The sequence below is a fragment of the Pseudomonas sp. EB271-G4-1 genome (assembly GCF_058791355.1).
Genome location: NZ_JBYTEO010000011.1, coordinates 21,112 through 46,752 on the forward strand (window position 1 = coordinate 21,112; position 25,641 = coordinate 46,752).

The window sequence follows — 25,641 nt, forward strand, 5'->3', positions numbered from 1 at the left end:
AGGCGCCGCCTGACCGAAGCTGACAGCTTTGCCAAAGCCTGTCAGCTTCCGGATTCTGCATGACCCAGTCCCGCCGCTATTTGCTCATCAGCCTCTGTGTCCTGTTTGCCATCGGCCTTGCCTGGATGTTCCTGCGCAGCAGCACCCCGGTAGTACCCGAAACCATCAAGCGCGGGTACAGCGAAGCACTGACGGCAGCCCGAAACGGCCAGCCGGGGGCCGCGCGGGTGCTCTACCAGCAACTGGCCCGCCCGGACATATCACCCAAGCGGCGCGTCTGGCTGCTGGCCGAACTGCCCAACTACCCCAGCTCCGTGGCGCTGAAACTGGCGGATGCAGACTTGCAGCATGAGGCGCCCGAGGTGCGTATCGCGGCGATCAAAAGCATCAGCGGGCTGGTGCCCAGCGGCCAGCGCAGCCTACTGCTGGGGCCCTTGCTCGATGACGGCGAACAGAGCGTGCGCCTGGCCGCCGTCAATGCGTTGCTGGGCCTGTCGCCCGATGATCTTGGCCTGTATTTCGGCGCGCTGGAGCAGGCTATCGACGCCTGGCAGGTGGTTCTCAAAGACGCCCCTGAAAGTGCCGACAATCAGTATCAACTGGCGCGCCTGTACCTGCACAATGCCCAACTGAAGAAGGCACAACAGGCGCTCGAACACACCTTGCGTCTGGACCCGGGCAATCTGCCGGCGCTGGTGATGCAGATTGAGATACTGGACAAACAGGGCCAGAGCGACGCGGCCCGGCAACTGTTGGCCAAACAACTCAAGGCCCAGCCCGACTCGGCCTATCTGCAACATGCGCTGGGGCTCTGGCTGCTGCATCACGGTCAAAGCGAATTCGCCCTGCTCGGATTGTCCAAGGCCGTGGAGCTTGAGCCGAACAACAAGGACTACCGCTACGACCTGGCCACCACGCTGCATGGCGAGCAGGAACTGGAAGCGGCGCAGAAACAGCTGCAGGAAATCGTCCAGCGCCACCCGAACGATCGCCGCGCACGGGTGTTGCTGATCAACTACTGGAAAGAAAGCGGGCAATTGCAGAACGTGCAGATATTGCTGGCGCAGCTGGAACAGATGAACCCGGATGATCCGGCCCTGCAGCAAGGGCTATAAAACAGGTTACCGACGTAGGAACCTTGCCGGCGAACCAGGCGCTTCGGTGTATCAGTCGTTACCGCGTCTCGTTCTTCGCGGGCAAGCCTCGCTCCTACGGTGCGAGTGCACACCCAACGCCTCTCAAAAAAGTTGAACGCTCCTCGCGACCCAAGGTCAAGTGAACAGGCAGCTCGCCATCATCGGTCCGCTGCCTCGTTTTCCCTAGTCATGAGAGGGCATTTTTTGTCTACATCCAACGAGTTGATCAGCGTTAAAGCCGCCACAGGGATTACTGGTCTCGATGACATCCTCAATGGCGGACTGTCCCGCGGCCACGTGTTCTTGCTTGAGGGCGAACCCGGAACCGGCAAGACCACGGTCGCCTTGCACTTCTTGTTGGCCGGTGCCCAAGCCGGCGAGCGCTCGTTGTACATCACCCTGTCCGAAACCGAACGCGAATTGCGCCAGGGTGCGCGCTCCCATGGCTGGGAGCTGGACGATAACGTCCATATCTTCGAACTGACGCCCCCCGAAAGCCTGCTGACCGCCGAGCACCAGCAATCGCTGTTGTACTCCTCGGACCTGGAATTGGGTGAGGCCACCAAACAGATTTTTGAAGTCGTCGAACGCGTCAGGCCGACCCGCGTCGTGCTCGACAGCCTCTCCGAGATTCGCCTGCTGGCGCAAAGCTCACTGCGATACCGTCGACAGATCCTCGCCATCAAGCATTATTTCGTGCGCTATGAGGCCACGGTGCTGCTGCTCGACGACCTGACCACCGAATCCCTGGACAAGACCGTGCACAGCGTGGCCCACGGAGTGGTTCGGCTGGAGGAACTGACGCCGAACTATGGCGCCGAGCGCCGGCGCGTTCGCGTGGTGAAATACCGTGGCCAGAAATACCGCGGCGGTTATCATGATTTCACCATCATGGGTAACGGCGTGCACGTGTTCCCACGCCTGGTGGCCGCGGAGCACCGGGGTGACTACCAGCGACAGCAGTTGACCAGCGGCATCCGCGAAATGGACGCGCTGCTCGGTGGTGGCGTCGAGACGGGCTCAAGCACGCTGATTCTCGGCCCGGCCGGCACCGGAAAATCCTTGATATCGATGATTTTCGCCGCCGCCGCCGTGGCCCGGGGCGAAAAGGCGGCTCTGTTCATCTTCGATGAAGAGCTTGGCTTGCTGTTCGCTCGCATGAAGAAAATCGGCATCGACTTGAGTGCATTGCAAGCCACCGGCAACTTGCTGATCGAGCAAGTGGACGCCGCTGAACTCTCCCCCGGCGAATTTTCCCACCGGGTTCGTCGTTGCGTCGATGAAGGCGATATCAAGACCGTGGTAATCGACAGCATCAACGGCTATCAAGCGGCGATGCCGGAAGAGAACGCCCTGGTGCTGCACATGCACGAATTACTGCTGTACCTCAACCGCAAAGGCGCGGCGACGTTCATGACAGTCGCCCAGCATGGCCTGGTTGGTGACATGCAGGCCCCGGTAGACATCACGTACCTGGCCGATACGGTCATTCTGCTGCGCTACTTCGAAGCCCTGGGCAAGGTGCGGCGAGCCATTTCCATCATCAAGAAACGCACAGGCAGCCATGAATCGACCATCCGCGAATACAAAATCAGCGCCAACGGCATGACCATCGGGGAACCGCTGGAGACCTTCCAGGGCGTTTTGCGCGGAGTTCCGACCTATTTGGGTGCCAGCAATCCCCTGCTCGGGGATGAAGTCCCGTGACGGTCAATGAAGCGACGTCCGAGCGTGCGATCATTCTTGCCCCCTTGGGGCGGGACAGTCAGATCGCCTTGATGCTGCTCAATGAAGCGGGCTTCGGCGGAGTCGTCAGTACTGATCTGCCAGGGCTTTGCCTCGAAGTGGAGCAAGGGGCCGGCTTGTTGCTCATGTCTTCCGAAGCCTTGCTGCGCAGCGATCTCGAACCCCTGTTGAGCCTGATCGAGCAGCAACCGGCGTGGTCTGATTTGCCGATCGTATTGCTGACTCACCATGGTGGCCCGGAACATAATCCGGCGTCACGCTTTGGCCCCCTCCTGGGCAATGTCACGTTCCTCGAACGACCCTTCCACCCCGAAACATTGATCAGCCTGGTCGCCGCCGCCTTGCGCGGCCGAAGGCGACAGTATGAAGCCAGGGATCGGCTGGTGGACTTGAGCATGAGCGAACTGCGCCTGCAAAACACCCTCGAGACCCTGGAACAACAGGTTGAAGAGCGCACCGCACAACTGCGCCACAATGAAGAAGCACTGCGCCAGTCGCAAAAAATGGAGGCGGTCGGCCAACTCACCGGTGGCATTGCCCATGACTTCAACAACATGCTGACCGGCATCATCGGCAGTTTGGAGTTATTGCGCCGGCGACTGGCCCGGGGGCGCACAGAGGATCTGGACAGCCTGATCGACCTTGGCGTGACGTCGGCCAATCGTGCGGCGAGCCTGACTCATCGTCTGCTGGCGTTTTCCCGTCGCCAGTCGCTCGACTCCAAGCCCGTGGAGATGAATAACCTGGTGGTCTCCATGGGCGAACTGTTGCAACGCAGCATCAATGAAAGCATTCACTTGGACATGCAACTGAGCGATCAGCTATGGGTCGCCGAAGCCGACCCCAATCAACTGGAAAGCGCCCTGCTCAACCTGGTCATCAATGCCCGCGACGCCATGCCCGATGGTGGAAAACTGCTGGTGCAGACCTCGAACCGCCACCTGGATGCCGATTTCACCAAGCCCTACGGTAATCTCGCGCCAGGCGACTATGTGGTACTGAGCGTCACCGACAATGGCTGCGGTATGCCGCAAAGCACCATCAACCGGGCCTTCGACCCGTTCTTCACCACCAAGCCCATCGGCCAGGGCACCGGCCTGGGTTTGTCGATGATCTATGGTTTCAGCAAGCAATCGGGTGGGCATGTCGCCATTCAGAGTGAAGTCGGCGCAGGCACCACGGTGAACTTGTATCTACCGCGTTTTGGGGGTGACCTGCCCCAGGACAACCCGGTCAACATCGAACACGCCCCCTACGCGAAAAATGGCGAGACCGTGCTGATCGTCGAGGACGATCCGGCGGTGCGACTACTGGTCAGCAACGTGCTGGGAGATCTGGGGTATGCCTTTGTCGAGGCCAGCGATGCCGACAGTGCGATGCCGATCCTCGACTCGGTCCAACGCATCGACCTGCTGATCAGCGACGTCGGACTGCCCGGCATGAATGGTCGGCAACTGGCGGAAATCGGCCGGCAACTGCGGCCGGACCTGAGGGTCTTGTTCATTACCGGCTATGCCGAACATGCGGCAGTGCGCGGCGGGTTCCTCGATCCGGGCATGCAGATGATCACCAAGCCGTTTACCTTTGACCTGTTGACGGCAAAGGTGCAGGAGATGATTCGCGTCTGAACGCGCCGCTGCGCAAGCGTCGAACACAACCATCCCCTGTAGGAGCTGCCGCAGGCTGCGATCTTTTGATCTTTAAAAGCAAGATCAAATGATCGCAGCCTGCGGCAGCTCCTACCCGATCAGGACAGCATGTCCTGCATCAGTTCCTGCAACGTGTCCAGATCGAATGGTTTCTCAAGAATCGGTGCCTTGCGAGTAATCGGGCTATCAGTCTCGCGAATTTCCTGGGCGTAGCCGCTGATGAAAATCACCTTGAGCTCAGGCCGTAGCTTCACCGCGGGCTCGGCGATCTGCACGCCAGAAATCCCGCCGGGCAGGCGAAAATCGGTGATCATCATGTCCAAGTGTGGCTTGCTGGCGAGGATCTCGAAGGCCTGCTCGCCGTTTTCGGCTTGCAGCACCCGGTAGCCCTCTCCCGACAGATAGGCCGACAGCACCATCAGGATTGAGGGATCGTCCTCGACGACGAGGACTACATCTTGCGCATCTTCACTCATGGGAAGCCTTTGTTCGGTCAATAGCTGCTGATACGACCCCGAGGTCGATCAGAGGTTGCGTTTATCGCGCGGTTTTCCTACAGCGGCAGACAAACGCGAAACAGGGCGCCTTCGCCAATCCGGCTTTCGACGGTAATGGTACCGCCATGGGCGGCAACTATCTGTTCGGAAATAAACAACCCCAAGCCCAGCCCGGTGGCGACATGGTTGGCCGAGACGCGCTCGAATTGCTGGAAAATCCGTTGCTGGTTCTCCTCGCTGATGCCGATTCCAAAATCACGGACTTCCACCCGTGCTTCACCGTTCTCACTGTACACCTTCATGTTGATCGGGCTCTTGGCGCCATAACGCAGGGCGTTGGTCAGCAGGTTGGAAATCACCTGCTCAATACGAAACTCATCCCAATCGCCCATCACCGATTGCTCGGCGTCCAGGCTGACCGACGTTTCGGCGGCCTCGATCTGCGGGGCAAAATTGTGCAACAAACCGCGAACCAGCGCCGCCAGATCAAAGTGTGTCGGGCGAATCGACAACTTGCCGGTACGAATACGTGACACATCGAGCATGTCTTCGATCAGCCGGATCAGGCTTTTGATCTGCCGTTCATCGCGATCGACCATGGCGTGCATCTTGTCGAGGGTGAAGGCAGCAGCGTTGTCCCGGGCCAGGTGCATCTTGCGCAACTGGGTTTCTAGAATCAGTCCATTGAGCGGCGTGCGCACTTCATGGGCAACGATGGACATGAAGTCATCGCGCATGCGCACCGCCTGCTCCAGCTCAAGCTGGGTACTGCGCAACTGCATGAGCAACGCTTCCTGCTCCCGACGGCTCTGTTCCAGCGCTTCGACCTGTTGTTTCATGGCCTTGCTCTGGCGGTAGAGGTCGACGAAGACATTGACCTTGCTCTTGACCGCCTGGATATCCAGGGGCTTGTGCAGGAAATCGACGGCGCCGCTTTCGTAGCCCTTGAACGCGTAGTTCAGCTCGCGACCGGCGGCACTGACGAACACGATCGGAATGTTCCTGGTCTTTTCCGTGCCACGCATCAACTCGGCCAGCTCGAAGCCATTCATGCCGGGCATCTGCACGTCGAGGATGGCAATGGCGAATTCGTGTTGCAGCAACAGCGACAAGGCTTCGTCGGCCGACAAAGCCTTGTAGACGATGCGATCTTCACGCTTGATCAGCGCTTCAAGTGCCAATAGGTTTTCTGGCAGATCGTCGACGATCAGCAGTTTGGCCTGGATATTACTTAGCATGCGATTCGTTCCAGCTCGACAAGCAAACGGCCGATGCCGCGTATGGGGAGTATGTGATCGGGCTGCAGGATATTCAGCGCCGCTTGGGGCATGGTCGCGACCTGGGCCTCGCCCGGGTCCTGGACGATGGTCAGCCCGCCATGCTGCTTGACCTGGGACATACCCTTGGCGCCATCCTGGTTGGCGCCGGTCAGCAATACCGCGGCCAGCTTCGCACCGTAGGCATCGGCAGCCGATTCGAACAGGAAGTCGATGGCCGGCCGCGAATAATGCACACGGTCTTCCAGGCTCAGGGAAAAGCTGCGGTCCCGCTCCACCGACAAGTGATACCCGGGCGTGGCGAAATACAGGGTACCGGCTTCAACCGGGGTCTTGTCCGTGGCCTCCACGACCGGCAGCGAAACACGCCTGGCGAAGACTTCCACCAGGTAACTACGGCGCTCGCCCGGCAGGTGCAGGACCACGATGATCGGCAATGCGAAACCTTGTCGCAGCGGCCCCAGGATACTGAGCAGCGCCTCAACTCCGCCAGCCGACGCACCGATCACAATCGCTTCTATTGAAGGTAAGCCCGTTGCGCTGTTCATGATTTGCGATAGATCCGTTCTTGTTTGACCAACGGCTCGAACTGGTTGCCGAAGGCTGAAAAATCTGGCGTTTCCTTGCTGCCCAGAGCGAGGAAACCGCGGTGGCAAAGCGACTCATGAAACAAGCCGAAAGCGCGATCCTGTAGTTTTTTATTGAAATAAATCAATACATTACGACATGAAATTAATTGAGTTTCTGAAAATACGCTGTCCGTCGCGAGGCTATGATCGGCGAAGGTCACGTTTTCGCACAGCGACTTGTCGAAAATCGCGAACCCATACGCCGCTGTGTAATAGTCGGCGAAGGAGCACTTGCCGCCGGCCTGCTGGTAGTTGGAAGTGTAGGCGCGGACATTCTCCATGGAGAAAATCCCTTGCTTGGCTTTGTCCAGCGAACGCGGATTGATGTCAGTGGCATAGATGATCGTGCGCTCGAGCAGGCCCTCTTCGCGCAACAGGATGGCCATCGAATAGACTTCTTCACCGGTGCTGCACCCGGCGATCCAGATCTTCAGCGAAGGGTAGGTCTTGAGCAACGGCACCACTTCGCGGCGGATGGCCAGGAAGTGCGAAGGGTCGCGAAACATTTCACTGACCGGAATCGTCAGCAGTTGCAGCAACTGCATGAACGCCGTCGGGTCGTGCAGGACCTTTTCCTGCAATGCCGAAATGGTATTGCACTCGAACTGGCTCAAGGCGTGCGTCACCCGGCGCTTGATCGAGGCGCCGGAGTAATCGCGAAAATCGTAGCTGTACTTGAGGTAGATCGCCTCGATCAACAAGCGCAATTCGATTTCGCTGCTGCGCTCCCCTGAATGATTGCTCTGCACTTAAATGCGTTCCATCTTCGGTAACCACACACGAATCAGCGAGAACAGGCGATCGAGGTCGATGGGCTTGGCCAGGTAATCGTTGGCGCCGGCCTGCAGGCAGCGCTCCTGATCGTCTTTCATGGCCTTGGCCGTCACCGCGATGATCGGCAGTTTGCGCCAGCGCGCCTCCTTGCGAATCAAGGTGGTGGCGGCGAAACCATCCATTTCCGGCATCATCACGTCCATGAGCACCAGGTCGATGTCTTCGAATTCATTCAATCGCTCAATCGCTTCACGCCCGTTGCGGCCGATGACCACGACGGCGCCCTTTTGCTCCAACGCACTGGTGAGGGCGAAAATGTTGCGCACATCGTCGTCCACCAGCAACACCTTGCGCCCCTCGAACACCTTGTCACGGCTGCGGGCGGTCTTGAGCATCTTCTGCCGGTCATGGGACAACCGTGATTCGACTTTGTGCAGAAAAAGTGTCACTTCGTCCAGCAGGCGCTCGGGAGAGCGCGCGCCCTTGATGATGATCGAGCGCGAATACCGGCGCAGCTCAGCCTCTTCGTCCCGGGTCAGGTTGCGCCCGGTATAGACAATCACCGGCGGGAACGAGCAGATGTTCTCGCTGGACATGCGCTTGAGCAGGTCGTTGCCGAGCATGTCCGGCAGCTTGAGGTCGATGATCATGCAATCGAACACGGTGTTCCGCAGCAGTGCCAGGGCATCCTGCGCCAGGCCGACGGCGGTGATTTCGATGTCATCGTCGCCGATCAGCCGGGAAATGCTATCGCGCTGCAAGTCGTCGTCCTCGACCAGCAACACACGCTTGACCTTCTGGGTCAGCTTGGCCTCCAGGCGCGCGAACACGTCCTTGAGCTCTTCGCGGGTGGTCGGCTTGACCGCATAACCGATGGCTCCCATGTGCATCGCCGCTTCGACCCGGTCTTCGACCGAAATCACATGCACGGGAATATGCCGGGTCTCTGCGTGTTCCTTCAGGCGTTGCAGCACCGTCAGCCCGGAATGATCCGGCAGGCGCATGTCCAGCAGGATGGCGTCCGGAATGTATTGCCTGGCCAGGTCGTAGCCCTCGTCGGCGCCATGGGCCACCAGGCACTGGTAACCCAGTTCATGGGCGAGGTCATAAAGGATGTGCGCAAAATTCGGCTCGTCCTCCACCACCAGGATACAACGCACGGTGAAGGGTGCCTTGAGGCGGTCATCGGCGAACCGCGCGATCTCCTGGACCACCGCCGGCGCAACCGCAATGGGCGCAACCGGGGTTGGAGCGTGTGTTGGCATGGCATGCATCCGCTCAACGGGCTCGTCGCCAGGTTCCACGTATTGCTGCGGCAGGATCAGGCTGAACTGGCTGCCCTGCCCCGGCGTGCTGGAGACATTGATCGAGCCGCCGAGCAGCGCGGCCAGGTCACGGGAAATCGACAGGCCCAGGCCGGTCCCGCCATAACGACGATTGGTAGTGCCATCGGCCTGGCGAAAGGCCTCGAAAATGCTTTCCTGTTGATCGGCGGCAATACCGATCCCCGAATCGCTGACGACAAAGGCAATGCCTTGGTTCGACGCCGCGCTCACGGTCAGGGATACCCGACCTTTCTCGGTGAACTTGACGGCATTGGAGAGCAGATTCTTGATGATCTGCTCCACGCGCTGGCGGTCGGTGTACATCATGGTTGGCGCACCGTCCTGCAACTCGACCTGGAAATCCAGTTGCTTGTGCGCAGCCAGCGGCTGGAACATCCCGCGCAAGCCGTCCACCAAGCGCGCAACGCTGGTGTTTTCCGGGCGTATCTCCAGTTTGCCGGCTTCGACCTTGGAGATATCGAGAATATCGTTGATCAGGTTGAGCAAGTCGTTGCCCGCCGAATAGATCGACTCGGCGAACTTGACCTGCTCGGCACTCAGGTTTTCCTGCGGGTTTTCCGCCAGCAACTTGGCCAGGATCAGCGAGCTGTTCAACGGCGTGCGCAACTCGTGGGACATGTTGGCGAGGAATTCGGACTTGTATTTGCTCGAACGCTGCAGTTCTTCGGCGCGCTCTTCGAGCTGGGCCTGGGCCTGGTTGAGCTCGGTATTCTTGAGGTCCATGGCGTCACGTTGCTCGGCCAACACCTGCGCCTGTTCGGCAAGTTGTTCGTTGGTCTGTTCGAGCTCGACCTGCTGGGTTTCCAGATGCGCCTGGGATTCCTTGAGAATCCGCGACTGCTCTTCCAGCTCTTCATTGGCGGTCTTGAGCTCTTCCTGCTGAACCTGCAACTCTTCGTTGAGTTGCTGGGTTTCAGCCAGCACTTCCTGCAAACGCTGGCGATAACGCGCCGCCTCGATGGAGGTGCCGATGTTACCGGCAATGAGCTCCAGCAAATCGATGTCACGGTCGGTCAACGGGCGCAGGAAGCCCAGCTCAATGACGCCGTTGACCCGCTCGTCGTCGCTGGTCGGGACCACCAGTACGCTGCGCGGCAAACCTTCGCCGAGCCCGGAACTGACCTTGAAGTAGTCGCTGGGCACATCGTCCAGGCGAATCAGGTGGGCCTGTTGCGCCACCTGGCCGACAATGCCTTCGTCACTGTAGATTTGCTGCTCACGCGCCTCCTGCTCGCGGGAAAACCCATAGGACGCCACGCGGCGCAGGCCGCCGTGTTCTTCGCGCACATAAATGGCCGCCACGGCACTGCCCAGGTACTGCGCGCAGAACTGCAGGATGTTGCGCCCCAACAGATTGAGCGACAGTTGCCCCAGCACTTGTTCGGCCAGTTGGGTCTGGCCATTGCGCAGCCAGGCCTGTTGCTCCAGCCGCTGGGCGCTGGCCTGTTGCGCCGCCAGGGTCGCTGCGTAGCTTTGCGACAGATTGAGCAGATCGCGACGGCCGATGTAGGCCAGCAACCCGCTGATACCGGCAATGAACAAGAGATAAAGGGTGATGCTCCAGATCGTGGTACGGCGCACTTCCTCGTTACGCGTGGCGCGCAACTGCTGCTCCATGTCGATCACGTCTTCGTACTGCTTGCGGATTTCATCGGTCAGGCGCTTGCCTTTGCCGGCCTTGACCGCGCCACGATAGTCACCGTTGCTTCGCTGCAGATCGATCATCGATTGCGCGTAACCGGCCCACTCCTGCTGCAACGACTCCAGCCTGTGCAAGCGGTCGGTCTGGACCGGATTGTCCGCGGTCAGTTCGAGCAAGGTGCTGAGCACCACCTCGATGCGTGGCTTGGCCGTTTCGTAGGGTTCAAGGAATTTATCGTCGCTGGTGAGCAGGTAGCCGCGCATGCCGGTTTCCAGGTCGACCGTTAGCTTGACCGCCTCATTGGCGTTATTGATCACCCGATCGGTGTGCTCGACCCACTGGATCGTCGACAGCAGATAAGTGATCAACGACACGAAAAAAACCGCACTGATGGCGCCGACGCCCAGCGGTAGACTGATGTTGCGGCTAAGGAGCTTGCGGAATCGCTGCTGATCAACCGAAGACTCAGTGGTCATAGTTAAGCCTTGTTGAACGGGTGAAAACCAAGGAGTTTGCCCCAAAACTGACGCACTGATCGAATTTTCTCGCAGTATTGGCCGCAAAATGCACTTTCAACTGCTGTTGCGCCAACGCAGCGGTTATCCTTTGCCCTAATGCGGGCCGACCCTTCTTTTTATAGCCTATCGGGAACTTGTCGGGACCCCTCACTTACTCATGCAAGAGAGCCGGCGATTCTGGTCGGCCGAAAAAGCCATCCACCCTTTCCGAGAACCCCATCATGACCGCCAATACCCCCACCCTCCTGGTCGTCGAAGACGATGCCATCGTGCGCATGTTGATCGTCGACGTGCTGGAGGAGCTGGAGTACAAGGTCCTTGAGGCCGATAGCAGCGAGCAGGCGCTGGCGATTCTCGAGAATGAGAACCAGCACATCAACCTGATGATGACTGACGTGGGCTTACCCGTCATGGACGGCCGAGAACTGGCCACCCAGGCCCGGTTGCTGCGCCCTGGACTGCCCATCCTGTTCGCCAGCGGTTATGCCGAGAACATCGATGTACCCGAAGGCATGCATCTCATAGGCAAACCGTTTTCCATCGATCAGTTGCGGGACAAGGTCAAGGGTATCCTCGATAATGCCTGACTTCGGGCGCCGCTTTATCGCCGGCCTCCTTTACCTCTCCAGCGCCATGCTCGTTTCAAGGAATTCCGGTTCATGAGTCAGTCCCACGCAACCAAAGTCCTGGTTATTGGTTACGTCTGGCCCGAGCCCCGCTCTTCGGCGGCTGGCGGGCATATGATGCAAATCCTCGAAAGCTTCCTGCAGCAAGGCTGGCACGTCACATTCAGCAGCCCGGCCGGCAGCGGCGAACATCGGGCCGACCTGACGGCGCTGGGTATCCGTGAAATACCGATCGAGCTGAACAATAGCAGTTTCGACACCTTCATCAGCGAACTGGCCCCGGACATCGTCTTGTTCGATCGTTTCATGATGGAGGAACAGTTTGGCTGGCGCGTCGAGAAACACTGCCCCGAAGCACTGCGGGTTCTCGAGACCTCCGACCTGCAAAGCCTTCGCGATGCGCGCCAGCAACGACTCAAGAACCGCTTGAAGGCAAGCGAAGACGGCAATGATTTCAGCGAGCTCTTCGCGCCGGCATTGCGTGAAGAATTTGAGCTCATGGCCGAGACCGATCTGGCCCAGCGGGAGATCGCAGCGATTTATCGTTGCGACTTGAGCCTGATGATCTCCGAAGTCGAGATCGAGTTGCTGGTCGAACACTTCAAGCTGCCGCGCAGCCTGTTGCATGGGTGCCCGCTGATGGTGGACCTGCCCACCCATGCGCCGGTGCCGTTCGAGGACCGGGCGCACTTTATTCACATCGGCAATTTTCGCCATGCCCCCAACTGGGATGCGGTGCTCTGGCTCAAGACCACTATCTGGCCGATGATTCGCCAGCAATTACCCGCCGCTCAACTGCACATCTACGGCGCCTACACACCGCCCAAGGCGACCGCGCTGCATAACGCGGCGCAGGGCTTTCATGTGATGAACTGGGCTGAGGACGCCTTGCAGGTGATGTCGGCGGCACGGGTGTGCATGGCACCGTTGCGCTTTGGCGCGGGGATCAAAGGCAAGATTGTCGACGCAATGCTCTGTGGCACACCGAATGTCACCACGCCCATCGGCGCGGAGGGCATGCACGCAGCTGAGCCATGGCCGGGGGCGATCACCCGCACTGCCAGGTCCTTTGCCGATAGTGCCGTGCAGCTCTACCAGGACAAGACGCAATGGCTCAAGGCCCAGGCCCAGGGCCTGGAATTGCTGGCGAGCCGTTATCAGCCACGCATTCATGGGCCGGCGCTGATTGCACGGCTCAAGCACTGCCGCCAACACCTGGCTTCGATCAGGAGAGACAACTTCACCGGCAGCATGCTGCGTCATCATCAACACAAGAGCACGCAATACATGGCGCAATGGATTGAAGCCAAGAACCGCCATAAAGAAGACGCTCCGACATGAGCCGAACGCCCCGTGTCACCGACCCTTCCTACGAATTGATGGACGACCATAACGGGTTGTCCATCATCTATCGCCAGCACGGCTTCCCCTGCCCTTTGGTGCGCGGGCATTTCCACCGGTCGTCGTTGCACTGAGTATGGCGATGCCTCGGGCACGGGTTACTTCAACCTGCGTACTCGCCAATGGGATTTGCAGCTGCTGCGCGACATCGACCCCAGCGGGCGTCTGCTGGCCGCGTTGCCGGCCTGCGGTTGGTTGCCATTGATTTGCACCATGAACCTGACCAACGCCACGGAGTCGATTCGAGCACTGTTCGATCTGGATATCGAGCGTTTCAATGCGCTTGTTGCCCAGGCCCCCATCGGCGCCGAAGGCGTGTGCATGCCGATCGCGCAAAACGTGGCGGCCTCGCAGCTGGCCTATGAACGCTATCGACAACATGTCGCAACCCTATAAAGAGCGAACAACTATGTATCTGGTGTGTGGCGAAGCGCTGTTCGATTTCTTCAGTGAAAACGACGCCAGCGGCCTGGCTTCAAAAGTGAATTTCAAGGCCATCGCCGGTGGCTCGCCGTTCAATGTCGCGGTGGGTTTGCGCCGCTTGGGCGTGGAGGCTGCGTTATTGGCCGGGTTGTCCACCGACTACCTTGGCCGGCGCTTGCTCCAGGTGTTGGAGGAAGAAGGCGTACGCACGGACTACCTGGTGGATTTTGCTGCACCGACCACCCTGGCAATGGTGGCGCTCGGGGCCAATGGCTCGCCCCACTACAGCTTTCGCGGCGAAGGCTGCGCGGATCGACAACTCAAACCCGAGCATCTGCCGGCGTTGGGGTCGCAAGTGCGCGGCCTGCACATCGGTTCGTTTTCCCTGGTGGTGCAGCCGATTGCTGACACGCTGCTGGAGCTGGTGCGCCGGGAAAGCGGCAAGCGCTTGATAAGCCTTGATCCGAACGTGCGTCTTAATCCGCAGCCAAACATCGAGCTGTGGCGTTCGCGGATTGCGACCCTCGTCGAGCATGCCGACCTGATCAAGGTCAGCGATGAGGACCTGGGTTTGCTGTACCCCGGGCAGGACCCGGCGCAGGTTATAGAGGGCTGGCTGCAACACCGCTGTCAACTGGTATTCCTGACCCGTGGCGGCGAAGGTGCGAGCGTATTCAGTCGAAGCCATGGTTCGTGGTCGGTGCCGGCCTGCACGGTGACCATCGCCGACACCGTGGGCGCTGGCGATACCTTCCAGGCGGCGTTGATTACCTGGCTGACCGAGCAGGGGCTGGATTCGGTCGAAGGCGTTCGCCAATTGAGTCGCCAGCAGATCGATGAGATGGCGAGGTTTGCGGTGCAGGCGGCGGCGCTGACGTGCAGGAAGACCGGGCCGGATTTGCCGTATCGGCATCAGTTGACCTGACGCACCTCCCCTGTAGGAGCTGTCGAGTGCAACGAGGCTGCGATCTTTTGATTTTTAAAAGCAAGATCAAAAGATCGCAGCCTGCGGCAGCTCCTACAGGATCGAAAAGTTGTAGCTGACGATCAGCCGCGTCTCATCCACATCCCGGGCATATTGCTCGTAGTTGGTGCGGTAGGTCGCATTGCGCAACCGCAGGCTGACATCCTTGAACGTCCCGCCCTGCACCACATACTTGAGCTCGCTGTCACGCTCCCACTCTTTGCCTTCCTGATCGCTGCCGGGCACCTTGATGTGGTCACCGTTCACATAGCGGGTCAGGAAGGTCAGGCCGTTGATGCCGATGGCCTTGAAGTCGTAATCGTATCGCAGCTGCCACGAACGTTCCTGCGCTGCGGCGAAGTCGTTGACCTGCACGTAGTTGACCAGATACGGATTGCTACCATCGAGGTACGGCATCGAGTTGTCGCCATTCATGCGCTGCCAGCCCGCGCTGAACGTATGGCCGCCGTTGGCATAAGCGAGCATCGTGCTCAGCGCGCGGTTGTCAATGGAACCGGCGCGGGCAGCACCGCTGTCGGCACTCTTGAGCAAGCGCAGATCGGCCTTGAGCACACCGCCATCCAGGGGTTGACTGGCCAGCAGGCCGAGGAAGTGCTGACGGTAGATGTCTTCCAGTTCAGCGTAGTGATACTGGGCTGTCAGCCGCTCGTTGATCCGGTAATCGAAGCCGTACATGTCGAAATGGTTGGCCGTGATGTTGCAGGCATAACGCTTGTTCTTGCAGTGCAGGCGGATGTCCTGGGAGTCGGTGGAGTCCCGGGCGGTATACTTGTCCAGGCGCGCGGCCATGAAATTCAGATCCTGCACTTCCCTGGACGTGAGCATCGCACCGTTGAACATGGTTGGCAGCAAGCGACCGTCGTTGTACTTGAGCAGCGGCACATCCGGCAGCAGCGCGCCGTACTTCAGCACGGTTTGCGAAACGCGCACCTTGGCGGTCAGGCCCAGCTTGGTGTATTCATCCGCCGAACCACGCGGGTTACTGCCGCTGGACGGCAGCAAGCCGCTGTTGCTGCTGTCTGGGCTGGAATCGAGCTTGAATCCCGCCATGCCCAATGCATCGACACCGAACCCGAGCGTGCCCTCGGTGTACCCCGATTGCAGATTCAGAATGAACCCCTGGGCTGACTCTTCGCGCTTGGACGCGCCCTGTTTGTTGGAGGTATGCCCGTCACGAAAATCGCGGTTGAAATACACCGTACGTGATTCGATTTTCGCTGTGGTGTCATCGATAAAACCGCTCGCTTGAACCGGCCCGGTAAAACCGGCGCACAGGACCAGGGCGCCGAAGCCGAATGACTGGCGAGCGCGGATGAACGTAAAAGGGGGACGCATTAAAAAAAAGCTCCAACAATGCAGCGATTGCGCCAGGACGCAATCAGCCAGAAATAGCCTTCGCCCCGGACCAGTAGAGGATCGGGCTGAAGTGAACACGCGGGGGTGAACGGCAATGATGGCAGAAGGCTTTTTCTTGCTGCAGACGACTTTAGTCTCAATAGTGATCCGGTTTGATGGAAAAATGCCGCCGAACGGTAGTGGCAGTACGACAGGTGGCGTTCAGCGAAGTTAACCAATGCTTAATCGCGCAGTCCAACACTCTACTGGACCGCACGCCCTCAGAGCCCTCTGACGCCCAGTGCGGCAGGTTCGACGACACGTCGAGCTAACTTGCGACTGCACTGGAGATTGCCTCATGAACTCGCGCGCCCTGCTCGTTTCAATCGCCCTTGTCTGTGCTTCATCGACCGGCATTGCACAGGCCAACGACACTACGTCCGCACAAAACGTGCCTTCCTACCACTACGGCATGCCGTTGCACGTGGGCAAAGTGATTGCGCTGAACGAACCCACCACCCTGGATTGCGAAGTGATCACAGCGACGATGAAATACATCGACTCACAGTCGGGTCAACCTGCAGAAATCGCCTACCGAAAACTGTCTGACGCCTGCAGTTATCAAAACTGAAGGGAAAGGACCAAAATAGTTGCTCGCAGTTAAAAACAGACGCGCCGGATCTGGGGTTTTCCCGCCCCGGCGCGAATCGGTAGAGCATGAAATGCCGGCTTAAAACGCTTTGCGCAGCCTCTGGTTATGCCCGGGTTCTGTGTAATGGTTTTGAAGATCGGTACGCAGGACAGCTATCAGCTCGTTGATTTCCCGACAGCCATTGAGTTGATGGGCATCGATTCCGGTTTTTACCAGATCGAGCTGATCGGTCTCCCCATCGGCATACACTTTTACAGTCATGGACATGTCCGGCGACAGCGTGCATTGACAGCGTCTCGGTAGAAAACTGCTTTCAATGATGTTGCGAAGTTCCAAGGCAGAAAGAAACATGGCGACCTTCTCCGTTGTGAGACTGCCAATTAATCATCGACACTGACTCATATGGAATCCCGGTCAGCTTGAGAACAGCTACAGCATAAAACATGCCTTGAATCTCGCTGTGCAGCTCATCGGTAATTCAAGGGGTTATTGTAAGGACTCGTGATTACGGTCATGCAAATTGCAAAAAAGGTTGATGAAGGCCCTGCAAATTGCATGTTCAGGCAAGGGATTTGCATTGGCCGCTGCCGGCGTCGAGAATGGCGCCCGGCCGATCAAGAATCGGCTCACCTACACATACGCAAGGAGGCATCATGGGTTCATCGACCATCAGCACCACCATCGGGCTGATCGCCGTCACGCTGTCGAGCATCGCCCATGGGGCAAAGCTCGAAGATGTTGCACCCTTTCCGAAACCTGAAAAGGGTTTCAGTCGTCAGGTCATCCACCTCGCCCCGCAAACCCGTGAAGACGACTTCCAGGTCCAGATCCTTGCTGGCAAGATTTTGGAAGTCGACTGCAATCGCCAACGCCTGGGTGGCATTCTCGACGAGAAGAACCTCGAAGGTTGGGGGTATCCGTTCTACCGCCTGGAAAAAGTCATCGGCCCGATGAGCACGCTGATGGCCTGCCCGGATGGCAAGCGCCAGCAGGATTTCGTGCCGGTGGTCGGTGACGGTTTCATGCTGCGCTACAACAGCAAACTGCCGATCGTGCTCTATGTGCCCAAGGACATCGAGGTTCGCTACCGGGTCTGGTCGGCCTCGAGCAAGGTTGAGAAGGCTGTCGAGGAATAACTGCCATTTTGAGCCCGGTCTACCCGATCGCTCCCAAACGTGAGAACGATCGGGTAAGCGTTATTTCAACCCTATCTTGTACAACGCTCCGTCCTCTTCATCGGTCAGCACATACAAATACCCATCCGGCCCCTGCCGCACATCGCGGATGCGCTTGTCGAGTTCGCCCAGCAAGCGTTCTTCGTGAATCACCTTGTCGCCGTCGAACTGCAGGCGAATCAATTCCCGGGTCACCAGCGCGCCAATGAACGCGTTGTGCTGCCAGTCCTTGAAGCGGTCGCCGTCGTAGAATGCCAAGCCGCTCAGCCCGGGGGACTTTTCCCAGACATGATTTGGCCCACGAGTACCTTCGGCGGTTTTACCTTTGGCTTCCGGGATCGGCTGGCCCGAGTAATTGATGCCGTGGGTGGCCAGCGGCCAACCGTAATTCTTGCCGCGCTCGATGATATTGACCTCATCACCGCCCAGGGGACCGTGTTCGTTTTCCCAGAGCGTGCCGGTCCAAGGGTTGAGCGCCGCGCCTTGTGGATTACGAACGCCGTAGGCCCATATTTCCGGGCGCACGTCGGCCTGTCCGACAAAGGGGTTGTCTCCAGGCACCTGGCCGTCGGGATAGATCCTTACGACCTTGCCCTGCAACTTGTCGAGGTCCTGGGCGGTGGGCCGGTCGTTGTTTTCCCCCAGCGTAATGAACAGGAAGCCGTCCCGGTCGAAAACCAGCCGCGAGCCAAAATGGTTGCCCACCGAGAGCTTGGGCTCCTGACGGAAAATTACCCGGAAATCCTTCAGGGTCGTCAGGTCTTCGGACAACCGTGCGCGGCCAACCGCAGTACCCGCCTTGCCACCCTGGCCGCCGCCTTCGGCATAGGACAGGTAAATCATCCGGTCTTGCCTGAAGTCAGGCGACAGCGCCACATCCAGCAAGCCGCCCTGCCCCTTGGCCCAGACCTTGGGCACGCCGTTGAGCGGTGCTGACAACTTGCCGTCGGCTGTCACCACACGCAGGTTGCCCGGTCGCTCGGTGACCAGCATGCCCTGCCGGTCCGGCAGAAAAGCCAGCGCCCAGGGGTGTACAAGTCCCGAGGCGATCAGCGTCACCTCAAGGGTGCCCTGCTCGCTTTGCATGTCCTGGGTGGTTGCTGCCAGAACAGGCGCGCTGGCGGCTAACAAGGTGCTGGCAAAAAAAGTGCTCAGGAGGCTACTACGCAACATGCACGATTCCTTTTGTCATGGGATGGGCCAACAGGACGCCAGCCCGGTCCTTCAAGGGCTACGGGGCGGTGGATTGGGGATGAACTTCGGGGCGCTGCTGGGGGCCGAGCGATCCTGCGGGTAGCGATTGCCGATGCCACCGTTGTCAAGGGTGGGCGGTCGTGGCACGGGTACGGTGTTCGGCCCGCGGATGGCCGGGGCACTGGGCTGTGTGCCTTGCATGCTGTTTGGGTTGGCCCGGCGGATCGGACTGTTGTAGGGATTGTTGTGGGTGCTGCCCGGCAGGTTTTGCGCCAACTGTATCGGAGCGCCGGGCGAAGCGGTGCCGGCCTGGGCCATGTGACCGAGTACGCCGCTCAATGCCAGCACGATAAGGCCAGGTACGTATCGGTTCATTGGCGAGCCTCGCGAAGGATGCGTGAATAGATTCGTCCATAGCACGCTACGCCTGGGATCGGGATTTGTTAACCCAAACTTCCCGGCAAGATGTAACACGACGTCGACGCACAGCCCCACACGGCCTGCAGGCCGCTGAAACTTTTGCACGAGGCCCAAGGTCACCTGAACATCACTTTCGGAAAGACGACCATGGCACGGGCAATCTGGAAAGGCGCGATCAGTTTCGGGCTGGTGCATATCCCTGTGGCGCTGGTCTCGGCGACGTCCTCCCACGGGGTGGATTTCGACTGGCTCGACAGTCGCAGCATGGACCCGGTGGGCTACAAACGCGTCAATAAAGTCACCGGCAAGGAAGTCACCAAAGAGCACATCGTCAAAGGCGTGCAATACGAAAAAGGTCGATATGTGGTGCTCAGCGAGGAGGAGATTCGCTCGGCGCATCCACTCTCGACCCAGACTATCGATATCTTTGCCTTTGTCGACAGCAAGCAAATCCCGCTGCAGAACATCGACACGCCCTACTACCTGGCACCGGATAAACGCGGCGGCAAGGTCTATGCCCTGTTGCGTGAAACCTTGACCAAAACCAATAAAGTCGCGCTGGCCCGCGTGGTGCTGCATACCCGCCAATACCTCGCGGCCTTGATGCCGCTGGAATCGGCCATGGTCCTCGTGAAGCTGCGCTGGCCGGCGGAAGTGCGCAGTCTGGACGAGTTGGCATTAGGACCGGATGTGACCAAGGCCGAGTTGGCCAAGGGCGAACTCGACATGGCCAAGCGCCTGGTAGAGGACATGAGCGTCGAATGGTCGCCGGAGGATTACCGGGACGAATTCGAAGACAAGATCATGGCCCTGGTGGACAAGAAAGCCCATGAAGGCAAAATCGAGGATGTTGAAACAGCCACTGGCGAGGAGGAGCGCAAGACCGCGGATGTCATTGACTTGACTGAGTTGCTCAAGCGTAGCCTGGGGGGCAAGGGCGGGAGCAAGGAGACGGCCAAGCCCAAATCGCCGACAAAACCGGCGGCGCGGAAAAAAGTCAGCAAGTGAGGGGTTGAACGTTCCGGCCTCATCGCTGGCAAGCCAGCTCCTACAAAGATAGGCGGTGGCCACAAAACCTGTGGGAGCGGGCTCGCCGGCGATGACGTCAGTTTTGACAAACGAAAATCAAACCAGGACAAAAATCGCCAGCAACCCACCAAAGAAGGCCCACTTCTGCAGGTAATAAAGCTTGCGATTACGCTTTTTCAAGGCTTTGCCATTCAAGCGGATCTTGTAAATCTTGCCGAACAGGCGGTTGATGCCTCCGGTCTTGTCGCCCGCCTCATTCGGCGCACCGGCAGCCGCCATCACATTGCGGCTGAACCAGCGGTTGAATGCGGCCACCCAGCGGTACTTCATCGGGCGCTCCACATCGCAAAACAGAATGATGCGGTTCTGCTCGGTGGTGTTGTGTGCGTAATGAATGAACGTCTCGTCGAACATCACCGCTTCACCGTCGCGCCAATGATAGTTTTCGCCGTCGACGTTGATGTAGCAGCCCGAATCGTTAGGTGTCTCCAGGCCCAGGTGATAGCGGTAGGAGCCGGCATACGGATCACGATGGCGAACCAGTTTCGAACCCGGCGGCAATTCGGCGAACATCGCCGCCTTGATCGAGCCGATGCTCTGTACCAATTCGGTGGTGCGCGGGCAAAGCTTCATGGCCGATGGGTGGCTATCGCCGTACCACTTGAGGTAGAAGCGCTTCCAGCCGGTCTTGAAGAAGGAGTTGAAGCCGACGTCATCGTAATCATTGGAGCGCTTGATCTCCCCCGCCTTCAGCAGGTTCTGGCCTTCGGCGCGAATCTCCTCCCAATGCGTCTGCAGTGGCGCGAGGTCGGGAAAGTCCGCCGGGTTGAGAAACGGCTTGTTAGGGATCTTCGAGAACAGATAAAGCAAGCAATTGATCGGCGCCAGGAACGTCGAGTGGTCGCTCAGCTGACGGCCCAGTTTGTGGCGTACACGGCCACGCAGATGGACATACGCGATGGATATAACGTAGACAGCGGCAATGATGAGTTTCACGAAAATCGTCACACGTCAGAGGTGAGCAAACTGCGCTCCCTGGCAACCAATAGCCTGCGGAGCCTGAGTAGTGCCTGAAAACCAGACAACGGGCCCGGTGGCCCGTCCTTGAGCCGACGCCAACGTTTGGCATCAGTGAAAGATGGCATTTTAGCCATCGTCCGTAACCAATTGTTAGCCTTGAGATGTGAAAATCTGTCCGTTGATACCGTCAATGCGTCGGTGCGGCCTTATTGCCCTATCGTTTATATGGCCAGACCAGTACAATCGCCGCCAAACTTTACGCGCCCCCCTTGGTTGATGACGGGAAATCCCGGCCTCAGCGCACTTCGACTCGGGCCAAGCGCTCCCAATGCTGCTGTCCACTTATTGCCAGATGGATCTTGCGCTGCTGACCGGGATGTACGTCCCATGGTCGAACAGCGTTAACGGGTACTGAATCGGTACTGCCGCAACCCTAGCTACTCTGAATGCTTCGCAGGAAAAACCTTTGATTTCTACAGCTAACATCACGATGCAGTTCGGCGCCAAGCCGTTGTTCGAAAACGTTTCGGTCAAATTCAACGGCGGCAACCGCTATGGCCTGATCGGGGCCAATGGTTGCGGCAAGTCGACGTTCATGAAGATCTTGGGCGGTGACCTCGAGCCGTCCGGCGGCCAGGTCATGCTGGAGCCGAACGTGCGCCTGGGTAAATTGCGCCAGGACCAGTTCGCCTACGAAGAATTCACCGTGATCGACACCGTGATCATGGGTCACGAAGAGCTGTGGAAGGTCAAGGCCGAGCGCGATCGCATCTACTCGCTGCCGGAAATGAGCGAGGAAGACGGCATGGCCGTGGCCGAGCTGGAAACCGAATTCGCCGAAATGGACGGCTACACCGCCGAATCCCGTGCTGGTGAACTGCTGCTGGGCCTGGGAATTCCGCTGGAACAGCATTTCGGCCCGATGTCCGAAGTGGCTCCAGGGTGGAAACTTCGGGTGTTGCTGGCCCAGGCCCTGTTCTCCGATCCGGAAGTGCTGTTGCTCGATGAACCGACCAACCACCTGGACATCAACACCATTCGCTGGCTGGAATCCATCCTCACGGTGCGAAACAGCACCATGATCATCATTTCCCACGACCGTCACTTCCTCAACAGCGTCTGCACCCACATGGCCGACCTGGACTACGGTGAGCTGCGCCTGTTCCCGGGTAACTACGACGAGTACATGACCGCGGCGACCCAGTCCCGCGAGCAGTTGCTGTCGGACAACGCCAAGAAAAAAGCCCAGATTGCCGAACTGCAAACCTTCGTCAGCCGCTTCTCGGCGAACGCCTCGAAAGCCAAGCAGGCCACTTCCCGTGCCAAGCAGATCGACAAGATCCAGCTGGCCGAGGTCAAGCCCTCGAGCCGCGTGAGCCCGTTCATCCGGTTCGAGCAGACCAAGAAGCTGCACCGCCAGGCCGTGACCATCGAGCAGATGTCCAAGGGCTTCGATGGCAAGACCCTGTTCAAGAACTTCAGCTTCACCGTCGAAGCTGGCGAGCGCGTGGCGATCATCGGCCCGAACGGCATCGGCAAGACCACCCTGCTGCGTACCTTGATGGGCGAACTGACCCCGGATGCCGGCTCCGTAAAATGGACCGAAAGCGCAGAGCTGGGCTACTACGCCCAGGACCACGCCCACGACTTCGAAGACGATGTCAGCCTGTTCGACTGGATGGGCCAGTGGACCCAGGGCGAGCAGATCATTCGTGGCACCCTGGGCCGGATGCTGTTCTCCAACGACGAGATCCTCAAGTCGGTCAAGGTCATCTCCGGTGGTGAGCAAGGTCGCATGCTGTTTGGCAAGCTGATCCTGCAAAAGCCGAACGTGCTGGTGATGGACGAACCAACCAACCACTTGGACATGGAATCCATCGAGGCGCTGAACCTGGCGCTGGAAAACTACCCGGGCACGCTGATCTTCGTCAGCCACGACCGCGAGTTCGTGTCGTCCCTGGCAACCCGCATCATCGAGTTGAGCCCTAATGGCGTGACTGACTTCAGCGGCACCTATGACGACTACCTGCGTAGCCAGGGCGTAGTGTTCTAAGAGCAGCCTGTAGGAGCGAGCATGCTCGCGATGGACGTTAACGATAACGCGTGAAATCTGGATGAATGCGTTATCCGAACGTTTTAGATCATTCCCACGCTCTGCGTGGGAATGCAGCCCGGGACGCTCCGCGTCCCAATCCAGAGCCGAACGCGGAGCGTCCGTTGAGGCATTCCCACGCAGCGCGTAGGAACGATCAAATCTCAAGCCTAATTAGTTAGCCTGCTTTCTTTTATCTCGCCGCCACTCCATCATGCAGTTCTCCTGCCGCCGCCCGCGAACGAGCCCTTCATGTCTGCGCAAGAACAGCCACCGCAAAGCTCCATGGCGATCACCCTGCAGATCGTTTCCATCGTTTTCTATACCTTTGTCGCCTTCCTCTGCATTGGCCTGCCCATTGCGGTGTTGCCAGGATACGTCCATGAACAGCTCGGGTTCAGTGCCGTCGTCGCAGGGCTGACCATTGGCTCGCAATACCTGGCTACCCTGCTCAGCCGGCCCATGGCCGGGCGCATGTCGGACAATGTCGGTACCAAGCGCGCGATCGTTTATGGCCTGTCGGGGATTGTGCTGAGTGGCGGGCTGACTTTGTTGTCGGTGTTGTTGCAAAGCGCACCTTTAATCAGCTTGCTGGTCCTGATCGCCGGACGCCTTTTGCTGGGCATCGCCCAAGGGCTGATCGGGGTCGGCACCATCAGTTGGTGCATGGGACAGGTGGGTGCCGAACACACCGCGCGCTCGATCTCCTGGAACGGTATTGCCTCCTACGGGGCGATTGCCATCGGGGCGCCGCTGGGGGTGGTGATGGTCAGTCAACTGGGGTTTGCCAGCCTGGGTATCGCCCTGTCGGTGCTGGCCCTGGCGGCGCTGCTGCTGATTCGCAACAAACCGTCGGTGCCGGTCGTGCGCGGTGAGCGCCTGCCCTTTTGGGCGGTGTTCGGGCGCATTGCACCGTTTGGCGCAAGCCTCAGCCTGGCTTCGATCGGCTACGGCACCCTCACCACCTTTATTACCCTTTATTACATCAATCGAGGCTGGAGCGGTGCGGCGTATTGCCTGACGGTATTCGGGGTATGTTTCATCCTGGCCCGGTTGCTGTTCATTTCCAGCATTAGCCGATTTGGCGGCTTCCCGTCGGCCATCGCCTGTATGACCATCGAGACCATCGGCCTGGCGCTGCTGTGGCTGGCGCCTTCGACTGGCTATGCCTTGATCGGTGCCGGCCTGACCGGGTTCGGCTTGTCGCTGGTGTATCCGGCACTGGGCGTCGAGGCAATCAAGCAGGTGCCCAACGCCAGTCGCGGCGCGGGCTTGAGTGCTTACGCGGTGTTTTTCGACCTGGCCCTGGCGATTGCCGGCCCGCTGATGGGGGCGGTGGCGTTGAACCTGGGGTATCCGTGGATCTTCTTGTGCGCGGCGTTGCTGTCCGTCACCGGACTTTGTCTTACTTTGTTGCTTTCACGTCGGGTCACAAGTCCTGCTAGTTAAATAAATACACCATTACAACCCTATAAGCATTTGCAAACACATTAGCACGCAATATCACGCATCAATTAATGCAGAGTGCCATCGTTGTTATAATCATCAACTTTGACAAAATCACGGATGACACACCTACATTAAATTCTTACTCGGAAAGAATAGACGATGCGAACAGCTCTAACCGTGTTTACTCCAATACTGGCGTTCTTACTGGCCCCCACTGCAAATGCCGAAAGTTCGGTTCAACAGCAAATCTGCCACAATGGCGTCTGCTATGATGTTGGCGGCCCGCCAGACTCTGGTGGCATTGGCGGCGATTGCTGCCCATTCAGCGATGAACGCCTGAAACAAAATGTCCAGCGCTTGGAAAACCCGACGGAGAATCTGCTTAAACTCCGTGGCGTGACATTCAACTGGAAGCACAACGACCAGCCTGATGTTGGCCTGATCGCACAAGATGTACAGAAGGTCTATCCACAGTTGGTACGCACAGAAGGTGATCACCTGCAAGTGGACTATCAGAAACTTGTTGCACCATTGATTGAATCCGTTCGCGAACTGAATGCCAGAGTTCAAACCCTGGAAACAGCCTTGGCTAACAAGTAACGAATTATAAAAGCGCCTGGTTGCCA

22 protein-coding genes and 2 pseudogenes are annotated in these 25,641 nt (G+C 58.7%); 14 read left to right on the forward strand and 10 right to left on the reverse strand.

The window, feature by feature from the left end:
• Nucleotides 1-59: 59 nt before the first annotated feature.
• The 3 genes from AC3WWR_RS07830 to AC3WWR_RS07840 all read left to right on the forward strand — a co-directional run bounded on the left by AC3WWR_RS07830 (nt 60) and on the right by AC3WWR_RS07840 (nt 4,510).
• Nucleotides 60-1,115 (forward strand): tetratricopeptide repeat protein, encoded by a 1,056-nt coding sequence (locus tag AC3WWR_RS07830; RefSeq protein ID WP_020797115.1) that lies wholly within the window; start codon nt 60-62, stop codon nt 1,113-1,115.
• Between the two features lie 225 nt (nt 1,116-1,340).
• On the forward strand, nt 1,341-2,843 hold the full coding sequence (locus AC3WWR_RS07835; protein WP_492598620.1) for an ATPase domain-containing protein: 1,503 nt from the start codon (nt 1,341-1,343) through the stop codon (nt 2,841-2,843).
• Entirely contained in the window at nt 2,840-4,510 is a 1,671-nt protein-coding gene (locus AC3WWR_RS07840; RefSeq protein ID WP_151142010.1) for an ATP-binding protein, read from the forward strand. Before AC3WWR_RS07835 ends, AC3WWR_RS07840 begins: the two co-directional genes overlap by 4 nt.
• Before the next feature lie 119 nt (nt 4,511-4,629).
• Here AC3WWR_RS07840 and AC3WWR_RS07845 read toward each other — a convergent pair whose 3' ends face one another.
• The 5 genes from AC3WWR_RS07845 to AC3WWR_RS07865 all read right to left on the reverse strand — a co-directional run bounded on the left by AC3WWR_RS07845 (nt 4,630) and on the right by AC3WWR_RS07865 (nt 11,172).
• Nucleotides 4,630-5,007, reverse strand: a complete 378-nt coding sequence (locus AC3WWR_RS07845) for a response regulator (protein ID WP_020797118.1) — start codon at nt 5,005-5,007, stop codon at nt 4,630-4,632.
• A 77-nt stretch (nt 5,008-5,084) separates the two neighbouring features.
• A complete protein-coding gene (locus tag AC3WWR_RS07850) occupies nt 5,085-6,266 on the reverse strand; it encodes a hybrid sensor histidine kinase/response regulator (protein ID WP_151142008.1) in 1,182 nt (393 codons plus the stop codon).
• Complete coding sequence (locus AC3WWR_RS07855; protein WP_033043338.1) at nt 6,260-6,853, reverse strand: chemotaxis protein CheB; 594 nt, start codon at nt 6,851-6,853, stop codon at nt 6,260-6,262. Before AC3WWR_RS07855 ends, AC3WWR_RS07850 begins: the two co-directional genes overlap by 7 nt.
• Complete coding sequence (locus AC3WWR_RS07860; protein ID WP_020797121.1) at nt 6,850-7,683, reverse strand: CheR family methyltransferase; 834 nt, start codon at nt 7,681-7,683, stop codon at nt 6,850-6,852. The genes AC3WWR_RS07855 and AC3WWR_RS07860 overlap by 4 nt, the downstream gene beginning before the upstream one ends.
• Nucleotides 7,684-11,172, reverse strand: a complete 3,489-nt coding sequence (locus tag AC3WWR_RS07865; RefSeq protein WP_492598621.1) for a response regulator — start codon at nt 11,170-11,172, stop codon at nt 7,684-7,686.
• A 263-nt stretch (nt 11,173-11,435) separates the two neighbouring features.
• On the opposite strand from AC3WWR_RS07865, the gene AC3WWR_RS07870 reads away from it, so the two are divergent.
• The 5 genes and pseudogenes from AC3WWR_RS07870 to AC3WWR_RS07890 all read left to right on the forward strand — a co-directional run bounded on the left by AC3WWR_RS07870 (nt 11,436) and on the right by AC3WWR_RS07890 (nt 14,589).
• Nucleotides 11,436-11,801: a response regulator gene (locus AC3WWR_RS07870; protein ID WP_020797124.1), complete on the forward strand. Its 366-nt coding sequence runs from the start codon at nt 11,436-11,438 to the stop codon at nt 11,799-11,801.
• A 72-nt stretch (nt 11,802-11,873) separates the two neighbouring features.
• Nucleotides 11,874-13,181: a glycosyltransferase gene (locus tag AC3WWR_RS07875; protein WP_492598622.1), complete on the forward strand. Its 1,308-nt coding sequence runs from the start codon at nt 11,874-11,876 to the stop codon at nt 13,179-13,181.
• A pseudogene (locus tag AC3WWR_RS07880) lies at nt 13,178-13,300 on the forward strand (AraC family transcriptional regulator); the annotation flags it as partial. The gene AC3WWR_RS07875 and the pseudogene AC3WWR_RS07880, both read left to right, overlap by 4 nt.
• Nucleotides 13,296-13,565 (forward strand): annotated as a pseudogene (locus tag AC3WWR_RS07885) (xylulokinase); the annotation flags it as partial. The pseudogenes AC3WWR_RS07880 and AC3WWR_RS07885, both read left to right, overlap by 5 nt.
• Nucleotides 13,566-13,650: 85 nt before the next feature.
• Complete coding sequence (locus tag AC3WWR_RS07890; protein ID WP_492598623.1) at nt 13,651-14,589, forward strand: carbohydrate kinase family protein; 939 nt, start codon at nt 13,651-13,653, stop codon at nt 14,587-14,589.
• Between the two features lie 93 nt (nt 14,590-14,682).
• Here AC3WWR_RS07890 and AC3WWR_RS07895 read toward each other — a convergent pair whose 3' ends face one another.
• A complete protein-coding gene (locus tag AC3WWR_RS07895) occupies nt 14,683-15,984 on the reverse strand; it encodes an OprD family porin (protein ID WP_033041612.1) in 1,302 nt (433 codons plus the stop codon).
• A gap of 358 nt (nt 15,985-16,342) precedes the next feature.
• Between AC3WWR_RS07895 and AC3WWR_RS07900 the strand changes: the two genes are divergently transcribed.
• On the forward strand, nt 16,343-16,615 hold the full coding sequence (locus AC3WWR_RS07900; RefSeq protein ID WP_168758205.1) for a DUF2790 domain-containing protein: 273 nt from the start codon (nt 16,343-16,345) through the stop codon (nt 16,613-16,615).
• Nucleotides 16,616-16,714: 99 nt separating this feature from the next.
• Here AC3WWR_RS07900 and AC3WWR_RS07905 read toward each other — a convergent pair whose 3' ends face one another.
• Nucleotides 16,715-16,987: a DUF1652 domain-containing protein gene (locus tag AC3WWR_RS07905; protein WP_492598624.1), complete on the reverse strand. Its 273-nt coding sequence runs from the start codon at nt 16,985-16,987 to the stop codon at nt 16,715-16,717.
• A 302-nt stretch (nt 16,988-17,289) separates the two neighbouring features.
• On the opposite strand from AC3WWR_RS07905, the gene eco reads away from it, so the two are divergent.
• Nucleotides 17,290-17,772 (forward strand): serine protease inhibitor ecotin, encoded by a 483-nt coding sequence (gene eco, locus AC3WWR_RS07910; protein WP_020797132.1) that lies wholly within the window; start codon nt 17,290-17,292, stop codon nt 17,770-17,772.
• A 60-nt stretch (nt 17,773-17,832) separates the two neighbouring features.
• On the opposite strand, the gene AC3WWR_RS07915 is transcribed toward eco, so the two are convergent.
• Nucleotides 17,833-18,984 (reverse strand): PQQ-dependent sugar dehydrogenase, encoded by a 1,152-nt coding sequence (locus tag AC3WWR_RS07915; protein WP_033044476.1) that lies wholly within the window; start codon nt 18,982-18,984, stop codon nt 17,833-17,835.
• Between the two features lie 51 nt (nt 18,985-19,035).
• The gene (locus tag AC3WWR_RS07920; protein ID WP_033044477.1) at nt 19,036-19,380 is read right to left on the reverse strand and encodes a hypothetical protein; all 345 of its coding nucleotides are present in this window, start codon (nt 19,378-19,380) and stop codon (nt 19,036-19,038) included.
• Between the two features lie 192 nt (nt 19,381-19,572).
• On the opposite strand from AC3WWR_RS07920, the gene ku reads away from it, so the two are divergent.
• Complete coding sequence (gene ku / locus AC3WWR_RS07925) at nt 19,573-20,433, forward strand: non-homologous end joining protein Ku (protein WP_492598625.1); 861 nt, start codon at nt 19,573-19,575, stop codon at nt 20,431-20,433.
• A 117-nt stretch (nt 20,434-20,550) separates the two neighbouring features.
• Here ku and lpxO read toward each other — a convergent pair whose 3' ends face one another.
• Entirely contained in the window at nt 20,551-21,450 is a 900-nt protein-coding gene (gene lpxO, locus AC3WWR_RS07930; RefSeq protein WP_033044479.1) for a lipid A hydroxylase LpxO, read from the reverse strand.
• A gap of 490 nt (nt 21,451-21,940) precedes the next feature.
• Here lpxO and AC3WWR_RS07935 point away from each other — a divergent pair, with 490 nt between their 5' ends.
• The 3 genes from AC3WWR_RS07935 (at nt 21,941) to AC3WWR_RS07945 (ending at nt 25,615) form a co-directional block, all read left to right on the forward strand.
• Entirely contained in the window at nt 21,941-23,527 is a 1,587-nt protein-coding gene (locus AC3WWR_RS07935; protein ID WP_033044478.1) for an ABC-F family ATPase, read from the forward strand.
• A gap of 291 nt (nt 23,528-23,818) precedes the next feature.
• Nucleotides 23,819-25,015 (forward strand): MFS transporter, encoded by a 1,197-nt coding sequence (locus tag AC3WWR_RS07940; protein WP_492598626.1) that lies wholly within the window; start codon nt 23,819-23,821, stop codon nt 25,013-25,015.
• Between the two features lie 159 nt (nt 25,016-25,174).
• Nucleotides 25,175-25,615: a tail fiber domain-containing protein gene (locus tag AC3WWR_RS07945; protein WP_080725356.1), complete on the forward strand. Its 441-nt coding sequence runs from the start codon at nt 25,175-25,177 to the stop codon at nt 25,613-25,615.
• Nucleotides 25,616-25,641 lie beyond the last annotated feature (26 nt).

What these genes read in the sequence shown, in the direction of transcription:
- AC3WWR_RS07830 (WP_020797115.1), top strand. Translation starts at nt 60, where the DNA reads ATGACCCAGTCCCGCCGCTATTTGCTCATCAGCCTCTGTGTCCTGTTT.
- AC3WWR_RS07845 (WP_020797118.1), bottom strand. Translation starts at nt 5,007, where the DNA reads ATGAGTGAAGATGCGCAAGATGTAGTCCTCGTCGTCGAGGACGATCCC.
- AC3WWR_RS07850 (WP_151142008.1), bottom strand. Translation starts at nt 6,266, where the DNA reads ATGCTAAGTAATATCCAGGCCAAACTGCTGATCGTCGACGATCTGCCA.
- AC3WWR_RS07855 (WP_033043338.1), bottom strand. Translation starts at nt 6,853, where the DNA reads ATGAACAGCGCAACGGGCTTACCTTCAATAGAAGCGATTGTGATCGGT.
- AC3WWR_RS07865 (WP_492598621.1), bottom strand. Translation starts at nt 11,172, where the DNA reads ATGACCACTGAGTCTTCGGTTGATCAGCAGCGATTCCGCAAGCTCCTT.
- AC3WWR_RS07870 (WP_020797124.1), top strand. Translation starts at nt 11,436, where the DNA reads ATGACCGCCAATACCCCCACCCTCCTGGTCGTCGAAGACGATGCCATC.
- AC3WWR_RS07875 (WP_492598622.1), top strand. Translation starts at nt 11,874, where the DNA reads ATGAGTCAGTCCCACGCAACCAAAGTCCTGGTTATTGGTTACGTCTGG.
- AC3WWR_RS07890 (WP_492598623.1), top strand. Translation starts at nt 13,651, where the DNA reads ATGTATCTGGTGTGTGGCGAAGCGCTGTTCGATTTCTTCAGTGAAAAC.
- AC3WWR_RS07895 (WP_033041612.1), bottom strand. Translation starts at nt 15,984, where the DNA reads ATGCGTCCCCCTTTTACGTTCATCCGCGCTCGCCAGTCATTCGGCTTC.
- AC3WWR_RS07900 (WP_168758205.1), top strand. Translation starts at nt 16,343, where the DNA reads ATGAACTCGCGCGCCCTGCTCGTTTCAATCGCCCTTGTCTGTGCTTCA.
- AC3WWR_RS07905 (WP_492598624.1), bottom strand. Translation starts at nt 16,987, where the DNA reads ATGTTTCTTTCTGCCTTGGAACTTCGCAACATCATTGAAAGCAGTTTT.
- eco (WP_020797132.1), top strand. Translation starts at nt 17,290, where the DNA reads ATGGGTTCATCGACCATCAGCACCACCATCGGGCTGATCGCCGTCACG.
- AC3WWR_RS07915 (WP_033044476.1), bottom strand. Translation starts at nt 18,984, where the DNA reads ATGTTGCGTAGTAGCCTCCTGAGCACTTTTTTTGCCAGCACCTTGTTA.
- AC3WWR_RS07920 (WP_033044477.1), bottom strand. Translation starts at nt 19,380, where the DNA reads ATGAACCGATACGTACCTGGCCTTATCGTGCTGGCATTGAGCGGCGTA.
- ku (WP_492598625.1), top strand. Translation starts at nt 19,573, where the DNA reads ATGGCACGGGCAATCTGGAAAGGCGCGATCAGTTTCGGGCTGGTGCAT.
- AC3WWR_RS07940 (WP_492598626.1), top strand. Translation starts at nt 23,819, where the DNA reads ATGTCTGCGCAAGAACAGCCACCGCAAAGCTCCATGGCGATCACCCTG.
- AC3WWR_RS07945 (WP_080725356.1), top strand. Translation starts at nt 25,175, where the DNA reads ATGCGAACAGCTCTAACCGTGTTTACTCCAATACTGGCGTTCTTACTG.